We start from the raw sequence: 16,040 nt of genomic DNA, 5'->3' as shown, positions 1-16,040 counted from the left end.
AAGGTGGTCCGGGCATTGAAGCCCGGGCAGGTTCCTGAGAGCGGTTCACCTCAGGCGGGACGGGTGACGTAGCGGGTCTCGAGGTAGGCAACGAGGCCTTCTTCCTCGGCAATCGCCAGGTAGGCTTTCACCCGGTCACGCCAGGCGGCGATCCCCGCGGCTCGCGACCCAGCGGTTGTCGATGAAGTGGTGCATCAGTTCTTGCATGGGGCCTGCTCCTTGCCGCGAATCGGCAGCCAGCGGTGGCGCGTCGGCTGCATGCCGGGGAAGTGGCGCTCCACCTGGCGCAGCACGACGGTCAGCACCAAGGTCATCGCCAGATAGATGCCGGCGATCAGCATCAGCGGCTCGTACACCAGGAAGGTCTCGTCGCGAATGATATTGGCGGCCTGCAGCAGGTCCATCAGCGCAATGGTCGAGACCAGCGGCACGGACTTGAGCAGCAGGATCATCTCGCCTGTGAGCGTCGGCAGGCATAGCTGAACGGCGCGGGGCAGCCACAGCCTGAAAAAGACCTGGAAAGGCGACATGCCGAAGGCTCGGCCGGCCTCGCGTTCGCCGGGCGGTACGCTGAGCAGGGCGCCGCGCAGCACTTCGCCGGAGTAGGCGCCAACGCTCAGGATGAAGGTCAGTGCACCGTAGAAGAAGGGGTCACGCAGGATCGGCCAGATGAGGCTGTCCTGGATCCCGGGGATGCCTTCGAGCAGGCGGCCGACGCCGTAGTAGAAGAAGAACAGCTGAACCAGCAGCGGCGTGCCACGCATCACGGTGGTAAAGCCATGGGCGAACCAGGCCAGCGGACGAGGCCCCTTGAGGCGTGCCATGGCGACGGCCACGGCCAGAATCAGGCCGCCTACTGCCGAGACGGCGACCAGCCACAGGGTATTGACGAAGCCTTCGAGCAGATACTCCTGATAGAAGGGATCGGCGAGCCATGAAAAGTCCATCTCAGGCCTCCTCTTGTGCGGGTTGGCCTCGGCGCACGTAGCGCTCCAGGCGAGCGAACAGCGCGGTGGAGGTCAGGGTCATCAGCAGGTAGATGGCGCCGGCGGCGGCGTAGAACAGGAAGTGGGCCCGAGTGCTGGCGGCGGCCTGCTGGATGGTGAAGAACAGCTCGCTGAAGCCGATCACGCTGATCAGGGCGGTGTCCTTGATCAGAATCAGCCACAGGTTGGACATGCCGGGCAGAGCGTTGGGCAGCATGGCGGGAATCACGATGCGATGAAAGCGCGCCCAGGTGGAGAAGCCGAAGGCGTCGGCCGCCTCGAGCTGGCCCTTGGGGATGGCCAGGATGGCGCCGCGCAGCACCTCGGTCATGTAGGCGCCCTGGACGAAGGCCAGCACGCCCACGGCGGTAACGAAGCCATTGATGGCGACCTGGCCAGGCAGCCCCATGGCGTGGATCAGCGCGGTGAGCGCCTGGGAGCCGGCGTAGTAGAGCAGGATGATCAGCAGCAGTTCGGGGACGGCGCGAACCGCCGTCGAGTAGGCGGTGGCCAGGCCGCGCAGCGGGGCCCAGGGGCTCAAGCGCGCGCTGGCGCCGATCAGGCCCAGCACCAGGCCGATGGCATAGGCCAGTACGGCGATCTCGAGGGTCGTCAGGGCACCCTGGAGAATGGGGCCGGCCCAGTCGAGCAACCCTTCTTGGGAAACCGTGTTCATGGTGTGTTGCGTCCTTGATGAGACAGGGCGAGGCCGGCAGGCGGCAATGGCCACCTGCCGGGCGAACGTCGTCGAGGACCGGGATCAGGTGCAGATGTCGGTGCCGAAGTATTGCTCGGACAGGGTGCTGCAGGTGCCATCGTCACGGACCTGGGTGATGGCGGCATCGATCTTGGTCTTCAGGGCGTCGTCGCCCTTGCGGATGCCGATGCCCACGCCTTCGCCGTAAGCCTCGTGGCGAGGGGCGGTGGCCTTGATCTCGTAGCCGTCGGCCTCGTCGCGCTCCAGGAACTCGGTCATGGCGATCTCGTCGGCCAGAATCACGTCCAGGCGGCCGGCCAGCAGATCACGGTTGACCTGTTCGGCCTGATCGTAGAGGCGGATGTCGCCGACGCTGTCGCGCAGGGCGCGGCGGGCATAGGTGGCGTTGGTGGTGGCGGACTGCACGCCAAGCACCAGGCCGTCCAGGCCCTGCGGCACCTCGAGGGCGAGATCGTCAGCGGCCACGAAGGCGCCCGGTGTGAAGTAATAGGGCTGGCTGAAGTCGATGACCCGCTGACGTGCCTGGGTGATCGACATCGAGTTCATGATCATGTCGATGCGGCCGGCCTTCAGCGATGGGATGATACCGCTCCAGCCGGTAGGGGCGATCTCGCATGTGGCGTCCATGGCCTCGCAGATGGCCATGCCCAGCTCGACCTCGAAGCCGGTCCATTCGCCCTCGGAAGAGGTGTAGGTGAAGGGCGGGTAGGGCTCGGCAGAAATGCCGATCTTCAGTGGCTCGGCGGCTTGGGTCGTCAGGCTCAGGCCGAGCGTCAGGGCAGCGGCGGTCATTATCAGGGTATGTTTCACAGTGATCTCCTTGGCTTTTTAAAGCTCTTGTGTAGTGCGTCTGCGGCTAATGCATTGGTTATCTATGCATCTGGGTCTTGCATCAGGGGGTGTGACATCGGCGCTGCTAGCAAACGGCCGGTGCCACGAAGTGACGACAGCGCTCGTGCTCGCTGTCCTCGAAGACGTCTTGCGGGGTGCCGGCGACGCCGACGACACCGCGATCGAGAAATACCACCTGGTCGGAGACATCTCGGGCGAAGGCCATCTCATGGGTCACCAGCACCATGGTGCGTCCTTCGTCGGCCAGGCCGCGGATGACGCTGAGGACCTCACTGACCCGCTCCGGGTCCAGCGCCGAGGTCGGCTCATCGAACAGCAGCAGTCGCGGCTCCATGGCCAGCGCGCGGGCGATCGCCACTCGCTGCTGCTGGCCGCCGGAAAGATAGGCCGGATAGCTGTCGCGCTTGTCGGCCATGCCGACCCGCTCAAGGTAGTGTTCGGCGAGGGCATTGGCGCGACGCCGGGAGAGACCCTTGACCCGCATCGGTGCCTCGGTGACGTTGCCCAGCACCGTGAAATGGGGCCAGAGATTGAACTGCTGGAAGACCATGCTGACCTTGGCGCGCAGCCGCTGCAGCTGGCGCCTGTCCAGGCCAACGACGTCGCCCTGGGGATTGCGGTCGAAGCGAATGGCTTCATCGGCAATCGCCAGTTCGCCGAGGTTGGGGCGCTCCAGCAGGTTGAGACAGCGCAGCAGGGTGCTCTTGCCCGAGCCGCTGGCGCCGATGATGGAGGTGACGCTGCCCTCGGGGACCTCGAGGGAAACGTCGCGCAGCACCTCGAGATCGCCATAGCGCTTGACGAGGTGGCGGGCCTCTACGGCGAGGGTGCTAGAGGCCGACGGAGTGGCGTGTAGCGATGATGTCATAGGCGATTCACTCTGCAGTGGAAAGAGCGGCGGCATCTTCCTGCGCCGCTGCGGCGCAGCGCGCTAGACGCTGGCTGGCCGTGCGCAGGCGGTCTGCGTCGACGGTCAGGCTCAGGCGCACGAAGCCGGCGGCGGAGGGGCCGAAGGCCTCCCCCGACAGCACCGACACGCCCTGCTCATCGAGCAGACGGTCGGCGAAGGCCTGGGAAGAAAGTCCGGTAGCGCGCACGTCGATCATCAGGAACATGCCTGCCGCGGGTTTGATGACATCGATGGCCGAGCAGCCGGCGAGGGCGTCGCATACGGCGTCGCGACGCGCCCGGTAGGTCTCGCGCATCTGGTCGCGCTCGGGCAGGTCCTGACTGAGGGCATCGCGAGCGGCGTCCTGGATGAACTCCGGGCAGCCATAGAGCATGCAAAGCGCCAGGTTGGCCATATGCTCTATCAGCGCCTGCGGGCCGAGCACCCAGCCCAGCCGCCAGCCGGTCATGGCATGGGACTTGGAAAGGCTGTCGACGACCACGGTGCGGTCGGCCATGACGGCTAGGCTCGCAGCACAGATGTGCTTGCCTTCGAAGACTAGCTCGGCGTAGACCTCATCGGAGATCAGCCATAGGTCATGGCGGTGGCAGAGCGCGGCAATGGCGGCCCAGGAGGCGGCGTCGATCAGTTGGCCGGTGGGGTTGTGGGGGCTGTTGAGCATGATCGCCCGGGTGCGCGGGGTGATCGCGGCCTCGATGTCGGCGACGTCCAGCCGGAAGTCGTCGTCGCCGCGCAGCGGAATGCGCACCATGCGGGCGCCGGTGGAGCGCAGCACGGCTTCATAGGTGACGTAGCTCGGCTCGGGGACGATCACCTCGTCGTCGGGGTCGAGCAGGCACTGGGCGGTGGCATAAAGGCCGCACTGGGCGCCCGCCATCACGATCAGCTGATCCGCTGTGGCATTCACACCCTGGGCGCGATACCGCGCGGCGATGGCCTCGCGCAGGTCTTGCTTGCCCTGAACGTCGGGGTAATGGGTGGCGCCGCCACGTAGGCTGGCCACGGCACTTTCGACGATCGCTGCCGGGGTCGCGAAGTCCGGGTCGCCCACCGACAGCACCGTGATGTCCTCGCCGGCGGCCTTGCGCGCCAGCGCCCGGTTGTGGATATCCCAGGCGGCGGCGCCTTCGCCGGCGATACGCTCGGTCAGTCGGGAGAAGCGCATCGTCGTCATAGGCTGGCCTCCACCGCCGTCAGGGCGTCGTTGCCGTCGCGGGTCTCGACGCCCTCGAGGAAGGCGGCCACGCGCTCGGGGTGATCGGCCAGCCAGTCATGGGCCACGTCCTTGAGCTCGTGCTCCTGCAGGCTGTAGGCGCTGATGAATTCGCTCTGTTCATCGGCCGAGAACTCGAACTGGTCGAGTAGTTGGGTAAGGTTGGGGTTGGCCTCGGCGTAGGCCTTGGACACGATGGTCTTGACGTCGCTGCGGCCGTTGTCGGGGCCGAAGACGCCTTGCGGATCGTCGAGAATGCGAGTGTCGTATTCCGGCACCATCCAGTGTGGCGTCCAGCCGTAGTACAGCACCCATTGCTCTTCGGCCACGGCGCCCTTGACCATGGACAGCATGCCCGGCGTCGAGGAGGCCGCGATATCCCAGTCGCCAAGACCGTAGGTATTGGCGCTGATGGCGCCGTCGAGCATATCGGTGACCGTGGAGCCGCTCTCGATGCTGAAGATGCGGTTGCCGAAGCGCTCCGCCACCTCTGGGTCGGCCAGTTGCTCGGCGCTGGTGATGCCGGCGTCATAGACGTAGCCCGGTACGGCGAAGCCCATGCGGGCGCCGTTGACGTTGTTGCCAAGATCGAGGATGGCGCCGGCCTGCATGGCGGCGTCGTAGCTCTCCTGCTGAGCGGGCAGCCAGCCGGCCAGGAAAGCATCGCTGTCGCCGGTTTGCAGGGTGTTGTAGCCCACCGTGGAACTGAGTTCCTGAGTTTCGGTGGTATAGCCAAGCGGCTCGACGAGCTGCGAGAAAATCTCACTCTTGACGGTCACGCCCGGCCAGGGCGGCACCACCAGGTTGAGAGTGTCATCCCGGTCGGTGTCGGCGGCGGCAAGGGCGGGGCCAGCCAGGGCCAGGCCTGCGAGCAGGGCCAGGGTGCTGCGTGGCGGCTTCATTGTTGGACGTCTCCTCTTATCTTGGGTCGACCGGCTCTGACGATGCGTTGTCATACAACGCAAGGCAGGTGCCGGCTGGGCTTGCCGGGCGACAAGCCTGCGCGAGGGCGCGGTAACCCCATCCATGGGCGCTACTTTTGCCTTCCCTGGTCAAAAGACCCTCGCGCCGATTTGTCCCCGGCGCATCTTTGCATCTTTCTTACACGGCAAACGTGCTGATGATCGGATCGCCTTGGCCCAGGCGCCGGCATCGAGGCCAGGATGTTGCCCGCGTAGACCGGGCCGTGGAATCGCCAACCACGATGGCGTCGGGCAACGCTGCGCGCAGGGCGACGAGTTGCTGGGCGCAGGTCATGGGGCTGTCGCCTCCTCGCGGATCGCCGGCAGACCGCCGAAGGGAGCTCGGTTCAGCACCCGCTCCACCATCGGCACGAAGTGCTCGAGCGGCAGGCTGTCGTAGTCCGGGTCGAAGCTGGCCTGATCCCAGTCGTCGCAGAAGCGCACCGTGCGTTCATAGGCGGGATGGTTCGAAAACTGTTCGCGTGCGTGGCGATCCAGGCCGAAGAAATGCCGGTAGTGATAGCCCTGGAAGAGTTCGTGGTGGCGAATCATCCAGGTGTTCAACGGGTCGATGAACGGCTCGAGAATCCCGGCCGCGATCTCGGCATGGTTGGCCGGCGACAGGTCGTCGCCGATGTCATGCAGCAGGGCGCAGACCACCATCTCCTCGTCGGCGCCGTCGCGTAGCGCCCGGGTGGCGGTCTGCAGGCAGTGCTCGAAGCGATCCACCGGGTAGCCGTGGGTATCGCCGGCCAGGCGGTGAAGGTGTTCGAGCACCCGCCGCGGAGCATCGGCCACGTAGTCGCGAAAGCGATCGTCGATCAGCGCCCACTCGTCGCGGCGGGCCTCACCGAAATGCCGGAAGCTGGCCTTTATCATGCTGCCTCCTCTTTGCTTGCCAGCTGCTGGCGCAGCACCAGGCGGCGGCTGGCGGTGCTGTCGCGATCCACGTAGCCCTGGCGCAGGTGGCGCACGCCGCCGGCCAGTTCGAAGGCGCGACGACCGTGCAGCAGGCGGTAGTTATCCATGATCAGCATCTGGCCCGGGTCGAGCTTTAGATTCAGGGTCAGCTCGTCGGAGCTGATCAGCTGGTAGAAGGCCTGGCGGGCGGCGTAGTAGCGGGCCAGCTCCTCGGCGGGCAGTGCCCCGACGCGCTCGGTGCGGTTGTTGTAGCGCACGCGGAAAATACGCCCCTGGCTGTCGAGTTCGATCAGCGGCCCCTCGCTCTCGAGCCAAGTGGTCTCGTCGCGGTAGCGAAAGCCCGGCGAGACCTGAGTCAGGCAGGCGAAGGCCGCCGGGTCGCGCTCACGAAGCAGTTGGGCCGCCCGATAGCCGTCGGCCAGGGTGCTATCGCCGCCGTCGGCGGCGTTGGTCAGGCAGTGCAGCCAGATATAGCCGGGAATCGGGTCGCGATAGGGGTTGTCGGTATGCGGTTCCAGGCCGCGCTGGGTCATGGTCAGGTCATAGGCATTGGCCACCGACTTGACGTCGGCAATGCCGCCCCAGTTGGTACGGCGCAGCGGCCCGACACGCTCCATCAGCGCCTGCATGCCGTCTTCTTCGGTGGGTACGCCGGAAACGACGACGAAGCCATTGCGATGCAGCCCCTCGAGCATTTCGAGCAGGGCGGCATCGTCGTCGATGGCGGCGGCGAAGTCGGCATGCTGCGGCTCGGCCAGTTGTGCATCCCATAAAAGGCGGCCAGGGGCGACGAGGTCATCGGTGTTGGCACCATCACGGTCTTGGCGACTGTCGTCGAGCAGCTCGCTCAGCGGGAAGTGAACCCGGTGACCGTCGCTGAAGCGCAGGGCCAGGGCATTCTCGGCCAGCTCGGCGCGCTCCAGGGCCAGGTCGAGCGGCAGCTCGGCGGCCTCGATCAGGCGCTGGCCGGTGAGGGGGTCCAGCGTCTCGGCGTCGGGCGCCCGCTCGCGCAGCCATAGGGCCGCGAACTCGCGGGGCTGGGCGTCGATGTCGAGTAGCAGGCGCTGCCCGTCGGCGGACAGCGTTGCCTTGGCGCTTGTGGTCATGGCGATGAATCTCCGGGTAATGCTGAGAGCCCGTTCCTGACAGGCCCCTGGAGCGATGTTCCGTGGGATGTTCTGTGGCAGATGCGCTAAGGCGTCATGAGGTCCGTGGCCAGCGGCACCGGTGACGCGACTCGCTTTACCCTAGCGGCAGACCGGCCATAGAATTGAACTAAATTAGCCATAAGATTGATATTTTTGGTCAATATGAATGACTACGCTGAGGCTTGGCCGTATCCGCGTCCGGATTCGCCACCGCTGCTCTCGCCCGAGCAGGCCGAGCAGACCCTGGATGTCTGGCTGGTGCCCAAGTTTTCGATGCTGACGCTGTTCTGCATGCTGGAGCCGCTGCGTGTCGCCAACCGTTTTGGTCGAGACCTGTTTGCCTGGCGATTGCGCTCGATGGATGGCCAGGGCGTGGTGGCCAGTAACGGGGTCTGCATCGAAGTAAACGGCGATCTGGCCTCGGTGCCTGACGATGCCCACCTGATGGTGGTGTCGTCCTACGAGGCGGAGGCGGTGGTAACGGCTCAGGAACGGGCCATATTACGCCGCCTGGCGGCCCATGGCGGCTGGTTGGGCGGCCTGGATACCGCGCCCTTCATCCTGGCGCGGGCCGGGGTATTGGAGGGGCATCGGGTGGCGCTGCACTGGGAAAGCGTGCCGGCCTTTCGTCGTGAGTTTCCACAGCTGCGGGTCAGCCGTGAGCGTTTCGAAGCCGATGCCACGCGACAGACGGGGGCCGGGGGCACCGCCGGCATCGACATGATGCTGGATCGCATCGCTCGCGATTATGGCCCGGCGCTGGCCGACGCCGTGGGTCGCCAGCTGGTGCACCATCGCCATGAGGCGTCGTCAGACGATCAACAGCAGGTGCGCTATGCGGGACTGCCGCGCAGCGTGGTCAAGAGCCTGGCGGTGATGGAGGCCAACCTGGCGCAGGCGCTGCCGATTCCCGAGATCTGCAGGATGGTGGGGCAGTCGCAGCGCCAGCTGGCGCGGTTGTTCCTGGCGCACTTCGGCGAGACGCCCAAGCAGTGCTATCTGGGTATGCGGCTGGACCGGGCGCAGCGCCTGCTCGCCGGCAGCCACTGCCGGGTCACCGAGGCGGCAATGGCCACCGGTTTCCAGCAGCTGACGCACTTTTCCCGCGCCTATCGCGCTCGTTTCAGCGAAACGCCCAGCCAGACCGCCGCCCGAGGGCCGGGCTGAGGCGCGTCAGGCCTCGGCGGTCACTTGCCGGCGCCGCCGGGCGCGCTGCACCATCCGGTAGCGCGAGCGGATCTCGTCGCGCTCCACATAGCAGCCCTGCAGCCAGCGATGGCCGCTGGCACCCTCGAAGGCGTCGCGGGCGTGCAGCAGCCGGCGGTTGTCGAAGATCACCAGGTCGCCGGGAGCGTAGGTGAAGCGGATGGCGAAGGCCGGGTCGCGCAGCAGCCGCTGCAGCACCATCAGCGCCTCATAGGCGGGCTCGATGTCCTCGAAGGCGGCATCCAGGGGGCCGCGCAGGAAGTCGGCGATGCGCACCTCGAGCAGCTCGCCCCGAGCATCCAGGCGAATCATCGGTTCGTGCCAGACGTAGTCGGTGGTCTTGGCGGTGTTGGCGTAGCGCCAGCGCACGCGGGTCAGGGTCGCAAAGGCCTCGGGATGACGATCGCGCAGCGCCTCGGCCACGGCGAAGCCGTCGAGCATCACCGCCTGTCCGCCTTCCACGCTGTTCTCCAGGCAGTGCAGCATCTGCAGGCCCGGATGATACTCGCGGGTCGGCAGGTCGACGTGCGGTGGCAGGGCGATGGACGTGTAGGCATTGGAGTCCGGGTCCGGCTTGGCCTTGACGTCAAACAGCGCGCCGAAGTTGGTGGGGCGTATCGGACCGATGCGCCCGGCGATGGTGGCAAGCGAGCCAGGCTCGGTGGGTAGGTTGCGCAACCGCACCAGCCCCTTGCCGAGCACGCTCTCGAGCGCCGGGGCGAGGATCGTCTCTTCCGCTTCGCTACCCGGTGTGGTTTCGAGCAGGCCTGATGCGTCGAGGGTATCGGGTCCGGTGTCCGGTCCACCCAACCAGGTGGTGACCGGCACCAGCGGGGCCTCGGGGTCGGTGGCCTTGTTATGCTGCTGGTCATAGTCGTTGGCGCGTAGCCAGCCAGGGTGGAAGCGCAGGCGGCGGTCCTCGGGGGCGAAGGTCACGCACAGCGCGCCGGCGGCGTCGATCTCGGCGGCCGCGACCTCCGGCCAGGCGGGCAGGCTGGAAAGATCCAGGATGCGCTCGCGGGTCGCCGGATTGATGGTGGTGTCGTCGGCGGCATTCTCGCGCAGCCAGATGCTGTGGTAGCGGCTGACGCGGCCGTCCTGCCAGTGCACGGTCAAAAGGCGCGGCGAGAAAGACACGGCCTCGAGGGCGACCTCGATGGGCCAGGCATCGTAATCGGGGGTGAGCGGCAGGTCGGTCATGGGGCTTCCTTGGCAGCATGTGGATGAGCGCTAGGATGCCAAGGTGGGCGGGCGAAGGAGCGTCCGGATTCGACGCCGACTATGCACGATTCGACAGTTCGAGGCTCGACGGTTCGCGATTCGACGGTTCGCGACTCGACAGTTCAGGGTCCGATGGAGCCTCCTGTAATGCCCGATCGGTGCCGCGGCGCCTGAGTGCGCTGGGGGTGAGGCCATGATGGCGGCGAAAGGCGCGGGTGAAGCTGGAGGCCGAGCCGAAGCCGCAGGCCAGCGCGATCTCCATGACGCTGTGCCGGGTCTCCCGCAGCAGCCGGTGGGCATGGTCCAGGCGCCGTGCGAGATAAGTGCGCTGGGGGGAAGTGCCCAGCTGGCGCAGGAAGAGCCGGTCCAGCCGCCGCCAGGACAGCCCCAGGGCCTCGGCCAACTCGCCGATGCAAAGCGGCGTGTCCAGGTTGGCCTCCATCATGGCGATGGCGCGGGTCAGCAGCGGGTCTTCAGGCATCAGGGGATCGCGCTGGCGGCTGGCCGGTCGGCGCCCCTGGTCGTGGAGCAACTGGGCGCACACCCGCTCGGCCAGGTCGTCGCCATGGCGGCGGCGAATCAGGTCGAGACTCATGTCGATGGCCGAGCTGCCACCGGCGCAGGAGAAGCCCTCCGGGGTCACCTCGTAGAGGGACTCCACGGCGTCGACCCGGGGAAAGCGGGCCCGGAACTCGGGCAGAGACTCCCAGTGCAGGGTGACGGTCTGATCATCGAGCAGGCCGGCGGCGGCCAGCACGACGCAGCCGGTATCCATGCCGCCCAGCATGCAGCCTTGCGCGGCGCGTTCGCGCAGCCAACTGACCAGCGTTGCGTCGATGGCATCGTCGGGGGCGAAGCTCGAGCAGACGGCCAGGCTCGGCGTCAGCGGGGCATCCTCGAGGCCATGATCGGCGTCTAGCGCCATGCCGTTGGAGGCCGTCACTGGTCGGCCGTCGCGACTGACCAGGTCCCACTCGAAGAGGGGCTCGCCGGTGAGTCGGTTGGCGATGCGCAGCGGTTCGATGGCGGAGAAGAAGGCCACCATGGCGAAGCGCGGCAGCAGCAGGAAGCCGATGGATTCGGGGCTTTGCGCGCTAGAGGTGAGTCGCATGGGGCAGGTCATCGTCGCAAGAGAGGCGTCGACGAGTGTAGCGCCCAGTCAAGCCGTTGCAACACGGTGAGTGACGAAGCGCGTCCGCGAAGACGGATGGCCCGGGCAGGCCGCACCTTCTAGCCACAAGGCCGGGTCGGCGCCGCAGGCGTCGCCGACCCGTATGACGTCCTGTGCCGGCAGTGTCAGCGTTTGGCCGACGGCAGGCCGATGCGGCGGCCGGCGAGTTCCGGCCAGCTGTCGGCTTTCGGCAGGGTGTCGATGGCCGCATCCACGGCGTCGGGAAAGGGCGCGGGGCGACCATTGACCGAGTCGATACCCATCAGCATCTGTTCGCTCGAGGCCAGCAGGTTGCCTGCCGTGTCCTGCATTGTGAACAGCACGTGCAGGCGTTTGGCATCGCGTTCGAGCAGCGCCACCTCGATGCACAGCGTCTGGCCCTGGTGAGCAGCGCGGCGATAGCAAAGATGCGTCTCGAGGGTATAGATGGTGTAGCCATGCCGCTGGCGACCTTCTGCACCCAGGTCGATGCGCTCCATCAGCGCTTCGACGCCCAGCGAGAAGGCGCGCGCGTACTCGGCGTCATTCATGTGGCCGTTGTAGTCGACCCACTCGCGGGGCACCGTGAGATCGAGCAGTGCCATCAGATGCGCCCCTCGAGGCCCTCGGCCTCCGGCCAGTACTTGCGGGTCAGGGCCAGCAGCTCGACCAGGAAATCATCGCGACGACGGTCCAGCTCGGCGACCGGGCGACCGGCGGCCTGGAACTCGCAGCCTTCCACCACCTTGTCGATCAGCTCATCGGTGAGCTCCGGTGCTTCGAGCTTGGTCCAGGGCAGCTTCAGCGCCGGGCCGAACTGCTCGAGCATATGGCGCATGCCCTGCTCGCCCCCGGCCAGGTGGAAGGTCAGGAAGGTGCCCATCAGCGACCAGCGCAGGCCACAGCCGTAGACCACGGCGGCATCGATCTCCTCGGTGGTGGCGACGCCATCGTTGACCAGGTGCAGGGCCTCGCGCCACAGCGCCTCCATCAGGCGGTCGGCGATATGGCCTTCGATCTCGCGACGCACGATCAGCGGGCGCATGGCTAGGCGCTGGTAGTCCTCGCGGGCGCCGGCGAGCAGTGCCGGCGAGGTGTGCTCGCCTCCCACCAGCTCGACCAGCGGCAGCAGATAGACCGGGTTGAAGGGGTGGGCGACGATCACGCGGCCCGGCGCCTTCCGGCAGTCCTTCTGCAGATCGGTTGGCTTGAAACCGGACGTCGAGGAACCGATGACGACGTGTTCGTCAGCGGCGGCGTCGATAGTGGCCAGGATCTCCTGCTTGAGCGCCAGGCGCTCCGGCACGTTCTCCTGGATCAGGTCGGCGCCGACGACGGCCTCCTCGAGGCTCGATGCAAAGCGCAGGCGCTCCTTGGATGCGCCCTCGGCCAGGCCGTCTTTCTCGAGCGATGCCCAGGCATTGTCAACGAAGGCGCGGGTACGGGTCTCGGCGCCCTCGGCCGGATCGAAGGCGACCACGCCCCAACCGTTGGCGAGTGCTCGGGCGATCCAGCCGTTGCCGATCACGCCGGTGCCGATGACGGCCAGTTGCTTGGTCGAAGGTGGCTGGCTCATGCCTCACCTCCAGCGGCTGTCTCGACGGTCAGACCGGTCTTGGGGTCGCGCAGCTTGAGGTGGGCGCGGGTCTCGGCCGGGGTCATGACGCGACCGCCGAGGTTGTCGATGATGCCGGCGGCCTTCTCGACCAGGCCGGCGTTGGTGGCCGGCACGCCCTTGCTCAGATAGAGGTTGTCTTCCAGGCCGACGCGGACGTGACCGCCGAGCAGCATCGCCTGGGCGACCATCGGCATCTGGTGACGGCCGATGCCGAAGGCGGCCCAGTTGGCGGATTCCGGCAGCTTGTTGCGCATGGCAAGCATGGTTTCGGTGTCGGCCTCGGCGCCCCAGGGAATGCCCAGGCACAGCTGGAACAGCGGGTCGCCGTCGAGCAGGCCTTCCTTCTGCAGCTGGCGGGCAAACCAGACATGACCCAGATCGAAGCACTCGAGCTCCGGCTTGACGCCAACGGCCTGCACCAGACGGGCGTGTTCGCGCAGCCAGTCGGCGGTGTTGATGTAGACCATGTCGCCGAAGTTGAGGCTGCCGCAGTCCAGGGTGCACAGCTCGGGCAGCAGCTCGCCGACCGGGGCGTGACGCTCGGCCGGCGTCTGCATGTCGGTGCCCGGGCCGCCATGGGTCGGGTCCGCGGCGTCGGGAATCCAGTCGCCGCCGCCGCCGGCGGTGATGTTCATGACGATGTCGGTGTCCGCCTCGCGTACCCGCTCCATCACCTCGCGGAAGTGTTCGGTGGAATGGCTGATGCCACCGGTCTCGGGGTCGCGGACGTGGATATGGGCGACGCTGGCGCCGGCCTTGGCGGCGGCGATGCAGTCGTCGGCGATCTGCTTGGGCGTGACCGGGACGTTGGGGTTCTTGTCGGCGGTGTCGCCAGCGCCGGTGATGGCACAGGTCATGATGACGTTAGGGTTCATGGTCATCGGCTCCGTTGTGGAATATGCCTTAAGTCTCGACGATGTTTGGCGCAGGCTATGTACGCAAGGCGCCATATAATTGACGAAGAGCGCCAGTTGTGGCGCTCTTATATGCTTGGCGCTAGTGCGGTATGCGAACGGCTAAACTGAGCTCGGACAGCCTGAGAGGCGCGGCGCGTCATTGGTCATCGAAAGACGTTAAGAGGAGGCGGCGATGGGCATGCGGGGTGAGCGGCGGCGAGGACGGGGCCTGGTGTCTCGGCGGTGGCCGGTACCTGCGGGCCGGCCCGCGCTGGGGTGGGGGCTGGTGGCGCTTGTCCTGATAGGCATGATCGCGGGCTGTGCCACGCCCGCGACCCGTGAGGCGCAGGCCATCGAGCTGCTACCCGGTGAGTCGCGCGACGGCTGGCTGGGGCCGGGCGTGGATGTCTATGTCTTTACGCTCACGGCCCCGGCGCGGGTGCGGCTCGAAAGCGGGACGCCGGCCAGCGGCTGGACGCTCGACCCCGACGCCACCCTGTTCGATGCCAAGGGCCAGGTGGTGGCCCGTGACTGGCGCAGCGGCGAGGGAGAGAACTTTCGCCTGACCCGCTCGCTGCCGGCAGGCCGCTGGTATCTGGAGGTCAGCGACGGCGGCGGCTGCACGATCATGTCAGAGGACTGCGAGGCCCACCGTCGCTATTCGGTGCGCCTGGACCTCGAGCCTGTAACGCCTGAACCCGGAACGCCCTGAACCCGGAACGCCCTGAACCTGAAACGCCATGAGCACTCAATGTCAGGCGTTCTTTAGCCTCGGAAAGGAACGCGGCCGGCAGATCGGCTTCTCGCACCAGCCGCCACCGTGTACCGTGAGAGCAGATCATCGGCCAACCAGACGGGGAAGCGAACCAACCATGCAAGCCACTCTCGGGGTTACCCCCTATCGGATCGCCTGGCGTTCGGCGTTCCTGCTGCTCGTTGCCATGCTGCTGACGGGCTGCGGCGTGAACAACCTGCCGACCTATGATGAGCAGGTCAAAGCGGCCTGGTCGCAGGTGGAGAACCAGTATCAGCGGCGAGCCGACCTGATTCCCAACCTGGTGGAAACCGTCAAGGGATTCGCTCGCCAGGAGCAGGAGACGCTGACGGCGGTGGTAGAGGCCCGCGCCAAGGCGACGTCCATTCAGGTCGACGAGAGCATCCTCAACAATCCCGAGAAGTTGCGCCAGTTCCAGCAGGCGCAGGGCGAACTCTCCAGTGCGCTTAGCCGGCTGATGGCGGTCTCGGAGCGCTACCCGGATCTCAAGTCCAACCAGAACTTCCTGGCGCTGCAGTCCCAGCTCGAAGGCACAGAGAACCGTATCGCGGTGGCGCGCCGCGACTTCATCGCCGCGGTCGAGCGTTACAACACCGAGATTCGCACTTTCCCGGGGCGTCTCTGGCATAGCCTCCTGTACAGCGACATGGAACTGCGCGAGACCTTCGAGGCCACCGCGACCGACGCCGATCAGGCGCCGGAGGTGTCCTTCTGATGCGGCTGTTTCGGCAACTTCCCGTCGTCCTGTTGCTGCTGGTGGCGCTGGGCGCTCAGGCACAACAACCCGAATTCCCGGAGCTCAGCGGTCGTGTCGTCGACCAGGCCGACATGCTCGATGCCGCTGACGAAACGCGCCTGACCAAGATGCTGGCGGCGCATGAGCAGGCCACCACCGAGCAGGTAGTGGTGGCCACGCTGCCCAACCTCCAGGGCCGCACCATCGAAGAATACGGCTATCAGCTGGGCCGCCACTGGGGTATCGGCCAGGAGGGCAAAGACAACGGCGCGCTGCTGATCGTGGCTCGTGACGAGCGCAAATTGCGCATCGAGGTGGGCTATGGTCTCGAAGGGCGTCTGACCGATGCGCAGTCCTCGGTGATCATCAACCAGGTGATCACGCCGGCCTTCCGGCAGGGGGATTTCGCCCGCGGCATCCTCGAAGGCACCCAGGCGATGATCCAAGTGTTGGGGGGCGACCCGCTCGCCACCTCGGCCCCGGCATCTGCACAGGACAAGCAGGGCCCGGACGGCCCGAAGTCGGTGCTGTTCTTCCTGCTGCTGCTCGCCGTCACCGGATTCCTGCGCGGCGGTCGTGGCGGTCGCGGACTGCTGGGCGGGCTGCTGCTGGGGGCCGCACTGGGCGGTCGAGGCGGCCACGGTGGCGGCGGCGGTCTCGGCGGTGGCGGAGGCTTCGGCGGCGGTGGTGGCGGTTTCGGGGGCGGTGGCGCCTCCGGCGGCTGGTAA

The 16,040-nt window shown here is 66.8% G+C and carries 17 protein-coding genes; 4 read left to right on the top strand and 13 right to left on the bottom strand.

The features are described 5' to 3' along the window. Window positions 1-194 precede the first annotated feature (194 nt). From HUS66_RS09510 to tmpA, 8 genes are all read right to left on the bottom strand, one after another. A complete protein-coding gene (locus tag HUS66_RS09510) occupies window positions 195-947 on the bottom strand; it encodes an ABC transporter permease (protein ID WP_175070664.1) in 753 nt (250 codons plus the stop codon). A 1-nt stretch (window position 948) separates the two neighbouring features. Beyond that, window positions 949-1,662, bottom strand: a complete 714-nt coding sequence (locus tag HUS66_RS09505; RefSeq protein ID WP_175070663.1) for an ABC transporter permease — start codon at window positions 1,660-1,662, stop codon at window positions 949-951. A gap of 84 nt (window positions 1,663-1,746) precedes the next feature. Then, a complete protein-coding gene (locus HUS66_RS09500) occupies window positions 1,747-2,514 on the bottom strand; it encodes a transporter substrate-binding domain-containing protein (protein ID WP_282848563.1) in 768 nt (255 codons plus the stop codon). Between the two features lie 106 nt (window positions 2,515-2,620). Next, on the bottom strand, window positions 2,621-3,424 hold the full coding sequence (locus HUS66_RS09495; protein ID WP_175070662.1) for an amino acid ABC transporter ATP-binding protein: 804 nt from the start codon (window positions 3,422-3,424) through the stop codon (window positions 2,621-2,623). A gap of 7 nt (window positions 3,425-3,431) precedes the next feature. Next, window positions 3,432-4,640, bottom strand: a complete 1,209-nt coding sequence (locus HUS66_RS09490) for a pyridoxal phosphate-dependent aminotransferase (protein ID WP_282848544.1) — start codon at window positions 4,638-4,640, stop codon at window positions 3,432-3,434. Then, window positions 4,637-5,581 carry a glycine betaine ABC transporter substrate-binding protein gene (locus HUS66_RS09485; protein WP_175070661.1) on the bottom strand — a complete coding sequence of 315 codons (945 nt, stop codon included), beginning with the start codon at window positions 5,579-5,581 and terminating at the stop codon, window positions 4,637-4,639. The genes HUS66_RS09490 and HUS66_RS09485 overlap by 4 nt, the downstream gene beginning before the upstream one ends. Window positions 5,582-5,932: 351 nt before the next feature. After that, window positions 5,933-6,520, bottom strand: a complete 588-nt coding sequence (locus HUS66_RS09480) for an HD domain-containing protein (protein ID WP_175070660.1) — start codon at window positions 6,518-6,520, stop codon at window positions 5,933-5,935. Further along, complete coding sequence (gene tmpA, locus HUS66_RS09475) at window positions 6,517-7,668, bottom strand: 2-trimethylaminoethylphosphonate dioxygenase (protein ID WP_175070659.1); 1,152 nt, start codon at window positions 7,666-7,668, stop codon at window positions 6,517-6,519. The genes HUS66_RS09480 and tmpA overlap by 4 nt, the downstream gene beginning before the upstream one ends. A gap of 204 nt (window positions 7,669-7,872) precedes the next feature. On the opposite strand from tmpA, the gene HUS66_RS09470 reads away from it, so the two are divergent. Beyond that, window positions 7,873-8,877, top strand: a complete 1,005-nt coding sequence (locus tag HUS66_RS09470) for a GlxA family transcriptional regulator (protein WP_175070658.1) — start codon at window positions 7,873-7,875, stop codon at window positions 8,875-8,877. A 6-nt stretch (window positions 8,878-8,883) separates the two neighbouring features. Here HUS66_RS09470 and HUS66_RS09465 read toward each other — a convergent pair whose 3' ends face one another. From HUS66_RS09465 to HUS66_RS09445, 5 genes are all read right to left on the bottom strand, one after another. After that, entirely contained in the window at window positions 8,884-10,116 is a 1,233-nt protein-coding gene (locus HUS66_RS09465; protein WP_175070657.1) for a TauD/TfdA family dioxygenase, read from the bottom strand. A 79-nt stretch (window positions 10,117-10,195) separates the two neighbouring features. Next, the gene (locus HUS66_RS09460; protein ID WP_175070656.1) at window positions 10,196-11,248 is read right to left on the bottom strand and encodes a GlxA family transcriptional regulator; all 1,053 of its coding nucleotides are present in this window, start codon (window positions 11,246-11,248) and stop codon (window positions 10,196-10,198) included. Window positions 11,249-11,433: 185 nt separating this feature from the next. Further along, window positions 11,434-11,892 (bottom strand): thioesterase family protein, encoded by a 459-nt coding sequence (locus tag HUS66_RS09455; RefSeq protein ID WP_175070655.1) that lies wholly within the window; start codon window positions 11,890-11,892, stop codon window positions 11,434-11,436. Beyond that, a complete protein-coding gene (locus HUS66_RS09450; RefSeq protein WP_175070654.1) occupies window positions 11,892-12,863 on the bottom strand; it encodes an L-carnitine dehydrogenase in 972 nt (323 codons plus the stop codon). Before HUS66_RS09450 ends, HUS66_RS09455 begins: the two co-directional genes overlap by 1 nt. Continuing rightward, a complete protein-coding gene (locus tag HUS66_RS09445) occupies window positions 12,860-13,780 on the bottom strand; it encodes a 3-keto-5-aminohexanoate cleavage protein (protein WP_175070653.1) in 921 nt (306 codons plus the stop codon). The genes HUS66_RS09450 and HUS66_RS09445 overlap by 4 nt, the downstream gene beginning before the upstream one ends. A gap of 214 nt (window positions 13,781-13,994) precedes the next feature. Here HUS66_RS09445 and HUS66_RS09440 point away from each other — a divergent pair, with 214 nt between their 5' ends. The 3 genes from HUS66_RS09440 to HUS66_RS09430 all read left to right on the top strand — a co-directional run bounded on the left by HUS66_RS09440 (window position 13,995) and on the right by HUS66_RS09430 (window position 16,040). Then, window positions 13,995-14,513 carry a PPC domain-containing protein gene (locus tag HUS66_RS09440; protein ID WP_217487975.1) on the top strand — a complete coding sequence of 173 codons (519 nt, stop codon included), beginning with the start codon at window positions 13,995-13,997 and terminating at the stop codon, window positions 14,511-14,513. A 160-nt stretch (window positions 14,514-14,673) separates the two neighbouring features. Then, on the top strand, window positions 14,674-15,291 hold the full coding sequence (locus HUS66_RS09435) for a LemA family protein (protein WP_175070651.1): 618 nt from the start codon (window positions 14,674-14,676) through the stop codon (window positions 15,289-15,291). Then, window positions 15,291-16,040, top strand: coding sequence for a TPM domain-containing protein (locus tag HUS66_RS09430; protein ID WP_175070650.1), 750 nt, complete (start codon window positions 15,291-15,293; stop codon window positions 16,038-16,040). Before HUS66_RS09435 ends, HUS66_RS09430 begins: the two co-directional genes overlap by 1 nt.

The organism is Onishia taeanensis (assembly GCF_013349955.1).
In the GTDB taxonomy this organism is placed as follows: Bacteria; Pseudomonadota; Gammaproteobacteria; order Pseudomonadales; family Halomonadaceae; genus Onishia; species Onishia taeanensis_B.
The sequence above is the reverse complement of the archived record's forward strand: the minus strand, read 5'-3'. Positions and strand labels throughout refer to the sequence as shown.

Bases quoted from the DNA above. Each gene is read 5' to 3' on its own strand.
- HUS66_RS09450 (WP_175070654.1), bottom strand. From the start codon at position 12,863: ATGAGCCAGCCACCTTCGACCAAGCAACTGGCCGTCATCGGCACCGGC.
- HUS66_RS09490 (WP_282848544.1), bottom strand. From the start codon at position 4,640: ATGACGACGATGCGCTTCTCCCGACTGACCGAGCGTATCGCCGGCGAA.
- HUS66_RS09440 (WP_217487975.1), top strand. From the start codon at position 13,995: ATGGGCATGCGGGGTGAGCGGCGGCGAGGACGGGGCCTGGTGTCTCGG.
- HUS66_RS09470 (WP_175070658.1), top strand. From the start codon at position 7,873: ATGAATGACTACGCTGAGGCTTGGCCGTATCCGCGTCCGGATTCGCCA.
- HUS66_RS09430 (WP_175070650.1), top strand. From the start codon at position 15,291: ATGCGGCTGTTTCGGCAACTTCCCGTCGTCCTGTTGCTGCTGGTGGCG.
- HUS66_RS09445 (WP_175070653.1), bottom strand. From the start codon at position 13,780: ATGAACCCTAACGTCATCATGACCTGTGCCATCACCGGCGCTGGCGAC.
- HUS66_RS09465 (WP_175070657.1), bottom strand. From the start codon at position 10,116: ATGACCGACCTGCCGCTCACCCCCGATTACGATGCCTGGCCCATCGAG.
- HUS66_RS09505 (WP_175070663.1), bottom strand. From the start codon at position 1,662: ATGAACACGGTTTCCCAAGAAGGGTTGCTCGACTGGGCCGGCCCCATT.
- HUS66_RS09510 (WP_175070664.1), bottom strand. From the start codon at position 947: ATGGACTTTTCATGGCTCGCCGATCCCTTCTATCAGGAGTATCTGCTC.
- HUS66_RS09495 (WP_175070662.1), bottom strand. From the start codon at position 3,424: ATGACATCATCGCTACACGCCACTCCGTCGGCCTCTAGCACCCTCGCC.
- HUS66_RS09435 (WP_175070651.1), top strand. From the start codon at position 14,674: ATGCAAGCCACTCTCGGGGTTACCCCCTATCGGATCGCCTGGCGTTCG.
- HUS66_RS09485 (WP_175070661.1), bottom strand. From the start codon at position 5,581: ATGAAGCCGCCACGCAGCACCCTGGCCCTGCTCGCAGGCCTGGCCCTG.
- HUS66_RS09455 (WP_175070655.1), bottom strand. From the start codon at position 11,892: ATGGCACTGCTCGATCTCACGGTGCCCCGCGAGTGGGTCGACTACAAC.
- tmpA (WP_175070659.1), bottom strand. From the start codon at position 7,668: ATGACCACAAGCGCCAAGGCAACGCTGTCCGCCGACGGGCAGCGCCTG.
- HUS66_RS09460 (WP_175070656.1), bottom strand. From the start codon at position 11,248: ATGCGACTCACCTCTAGCGCGCAAAGCCCCGAATCCATCGGCTTCCTG.
- HUS66_RS09480 (WP_175070660.1), bottom strand. From the start codon at position 6,520: ATGATAAAGGCCAGCTTCCGGCATTTCGGTGAGGCCCGCCGCGACGAG.